Here is a 3,688-nt window from a genome sequence, read left to right on the forward strand (position 1 = left end):
GCCCTGGGGAACAACGCGGACTAGACGACACAAGCACGACACAAGCACGACACAAGCACGACACAAGCACGACACAAGCACGACACAAGCACGACACAAGCACGACACAAGCACGACACACTCATGGATAGTCCCAGGGCGTTTGAAGCACGGAACGTGTTGTATAGACAAGCTGGCCAGGCTAGACTGCGTCTCACTTGTATAGACAGGATTCGACAATGCGACTCACGCCTGGCCACCTGACCCTGCCCCAACTGCGCCAGATCGCGCGCGAAACGGTGAAACTCGAACTCGATCCGGCGAGCTACGCGGCGATCGACGCGGGCGCGCAAACCGTCGCCGCCATCGCAGCGAAGGGTGAACCCGCCTACGGCATCAACACCGGGTTCGGGCGCCTCGCCAGCACCCACATTCCGGCCGACCAGCTCGAACTGCTGCAGCGCAATCTGGTGCTCTCGCATGCCGTGGGCGTGGGCGAGCCGATGTCGCGCCCGGTCGTGCGTCTCCTGATGGCACTGAAGCTCTCGAGCCTTGGCCGTGGCCACTCGGGCATCCGCCGCGAGGTGATGGACGCGCTCATCACGCTCTTTAACGCCGACGTGCTGCCGCTGATTCCCGTGAAGGGCTCGGTGGGCGCCTCGGGCGACCTCGCGCCGCTCGCGCACATGTCGGCGGTGCTGCTCGGCATCGGCGAAGTGTTCATCCGCGGCGAGCGCGCCAGCGCCGGGGCGGGGCTCGCCGCCGCCGGCCTCAAGCCGCTCACGCTGCAGGCCAAGGAAGGTCTTGCGCTGCTCAACGGCACGCAGGCGTCCACCGCGCTCGCGCTCTACAACCTCTTCGCCATCGAGGATCTGTACCGCACGGCGCTCGTTTCGGGCGCGCTGTGCGTCGATGCGGCGGCGGGTTCGGTCAAGCCGTTCGATGCGCGTATTCACGCGCTGCGCGGGCATCAAGGCCAGATCGACGCGGCGGCGGCCTATCGCGCGCTGCTCGAAGGCTCGGCGATCAATCTTTCGCACCGCGACTGCGGCAAGGTGCAGGACCCGTACTCGCTGCGCTGCCAGCCGCAGGTGATGGGCGCGTGCCTCGACCAGATGCGCCATGCGGCGCAGGTGCTGCTCGTGGAAGCGAATGCGGTCTCCGACAATCCGCTCATCTTCCCGGACACGGGCGAAGTGCTCTCGGGCGGCAATTTCCACGCGGAGCCGGTGGCGTTCGCGGCCGACAATCTCGCGCTGGCCGCCGCCGAAATCGGCGCGCTGGCCGAGCGCCGCATTGCGCTGCTGATCGACGCGACGCTCTCGGGCCTGCCGCCTTTCCTCGTGAAGGACGGCGGCGTGAACTCGGGCTTCATGATCGCGCACGTGACGGCGGCCGCGCTCGCCTCGGAGAACAAGACGCTGGCGCATCCGGCTTCGGTGGATTCGCTGCCGACCTCGGCGAACCAGGAAGACCACGTGTCGATGGCGACGTTCGCCGCGCGCAAGCTGGCCGACATCGCCGACAACACGGCCAACATTCTCGCCATCGAGCTGCTTGCGGCGGCGCAGGGCGTGGATCTGCGCGCGCCGCACCATACGAGCCCGGCGCTCGCGCGCGTGATGGAGTCCGTGCGCCGCGAGGTGCCGCATTACGATCTCGACCGCTATTTCGCGCCGGATATCGCGGCGGTCACGCGGCTCGTGCAGGGCGGCGCGATTGCGGCGCACAGCCCGCTTGCGTTCGAGTCCGAAGCCGCGGCATAACGGGCGCATAGCCGCGCGATGAACGCACCCGCTTACCAGGGCATCAAGGACTTCATCCTCACGCGCATCGATTCGGGCGAGTGGTGCGAGGGCGATCAGGTGCCTTCGGAGAACGAGCTGGCGCGCGAATTCGGGGTCGCGCGCATGACCGTGAACCGCGCGCTGCGCGAGCTGAGCGCCGAGCAGGTGCTCACGCGCGTGCAGGGCGCAGGCACGTTCGTCGCGCGGCCGAAGTACGAATCGACGCTGGTGGCGATCCGCAGCATCTCCGACGAAATCGTTGCACGCGGGCACCGCTACCGCGCCGATGTGATCGAGGTCGATGCGCTGTGCGCCAACGGGTGGCTCGCCGATGAAATGCAGATCGGCGCGAACGACACCGTGTTCCACTCGCGCGTGCTGCACTTCGAGAACGACGAGCCCGTGCAGCTCGAAGAGCGCTGGGTCAATCCATCGGCGGCGCCCGGCTACGCGGAGCAGGACTTCGCGCACATTACGCCGAACCAGTATCTCGTGCGCGTCGCGCCCCTGCAGCGTGTGGAGTACCGGATCGAGGCGCTCGCGCCGGAGGGCGGCACGCGCGCGCACCTCGCGATGGGCGAGGCCGAGCCGTGCCTCGTCCTGCACCGCCGCACGTGGTCGCGCGGGATCGTGGCGTCGGTGGCCAACCTCTGGCATCCGGGCAGCCGGTATCGGTTCACAGGGCATTTCTAGCCCGTTCGGGCCGCGTTCGCTCGGCTCAGATATCTGCTTTCCGGCCCCGCCGTCCTGCCCCTCGGCCGCGCATCCGTTCCTCTTTTTCTCTTTCTCGCTCCCTAACGTGCGAGCGCGCCTGGTACGCACCCGGTACGCAGATTGCGCGCGATCACACGGAACGACTAACCTTCAGTCACCGGCCCGGCGCACGCGAGCCCTGCGGTTTCCGTGGCAGCAGGATGGGGCGACTCGCGCATGTGCACGAACCAGGGAGGATCCGAGCGATGGACGATACCGGCGCAACGCTCATGCCCGTATGGCGCGCAAATCTTGCGCTCTTGACCCGGCAGGTGGGCGCGGCCACGCGGCTCGCGCGCATGATGACGTTCTCCGAAAGCTACATGAAGCTGATTCTCTCGGGGCAGCGCGCCTTCAGCGGTGAATTCGTGCGCGGCGTCGAAGCGGTGACGGGCTTGCCCGAGGGCTGGATGGACGTGCCGCATCGCGCGGACGAGGTGCCGCCTGCGGCGCGCGAGTCGATCGACAATGAGCGGCCCCATGCGCGCTTTCGCGGCACGGCGCACCCGGTGCGCAAGCCGCCGGTGCTGCGCGCGGAGCCGATCTTCGGGCAGACGGTCCCGGCCAGGCGCGACGATGCCGCCGCAGGCGCGGACTCGCACCGCCGCATGGCGGGCGTGCGCAAGATGCGTGACCTGGCCGTGCAGGACGTGCGCAAGCTCGAACGCTACCTGAGCGTGCCGCCCGTCGAGCCGGGCGTCATGCGCGCACGCGTCGAGGACGTCATCGCGGCGGCCGAACCCGACGCGAGCGTGTGCGCCGATCTCGCGGGGCGGCTCGAACAGATCGAGAAGCATCGTGAATTGCTGCTGCGTCACGTGACCCGGCTCCACGCGCTGCTCGCGCGCCTCGGAGAAGAATGAGCGCCGTGCTCGCTCGGTGCACGATGACGTTTGTGCGCGCTACGCCTTGCGCGTCGATGTGCTACAACAAAAATCGTAGCCATCGTTTCGCGAGGTCGCCGTGCATGCTCTCGCTGCTCGCGCGTTTGCGGCGCGGCTTGCGTGCGTGCTGGGCGTTGCGCTGGCCGCGAGCGTCGCGCAGGCGCAGGGCGCGCAGGAACAAGCGCAGGAACAAGCGAATTCGGCAGACGCCGCACCGGCCACGATTGTGCGCGACGTGCATCTGTTCGTCGTGCAGCAAGACGGCTCCATCGCCGAACACGACGA

3 protein-coding genes and 1 pseudogene are annotated in these 3,688 nt (G+C 68.0%); all 4 read left to right on the forward strand.

The annotated features are described in order from the left end of the window. The first annotated feature begins 218 nt into the window (after positions 1–218). Positions 219–1,745: a histidine ammonia-lyase gene (gene hutH / locus EPN59_RS11210; protein WP_293046056.1), complete on the forward strand. Its 1,527-nt coding sequence runs from the start codon at positions 219–221 to the stop codon at positions 1,743–1,745. 18 nt (positions 1,746–1,763) lie between these two features. Further along, on the forward strand, positions 1,764–2,459 hold the full coding sequence (hutC, locus tag EPN59_RS11215; protein WP_293041556.1) for a histidine utilization repressor: 696 nt from the start codon (positions 1,764–1,766) through the stop codon (positions 2,457–2,459). A 266-nt stretch (positions 2,460–2,725) separates the two neighbouring features. Further along, a complete protein-coding gene (locus EPN59_RS11220; protein WP_293046059.1) occupies positions 2,726–3,382 on the forward strand; it encodes a hypothetical protein in 657 nt (218 codons plus the stop codon). A 100-nt stretch (positions 3,383–3,482) separates the two neighbouring features. Continuing rightward, a pseudogene (locus tag EPN59_RS11225) lies at positions 3,483–3,688 on the forward strand (hypothetical protein); the annotation flags it as partial.

The sequence above is a fragment of the Paraburkholderia sp. genome, from assembly GCF_004298475.1.
GTDB classification, from domain to species: domain Bacteria; phylum Pseudomonadota; class Gammaproteobacteria; order Burkholderiales; family Burkholderiaceae; genus Paraburkholderia; species Paraburkholderia denitrificans.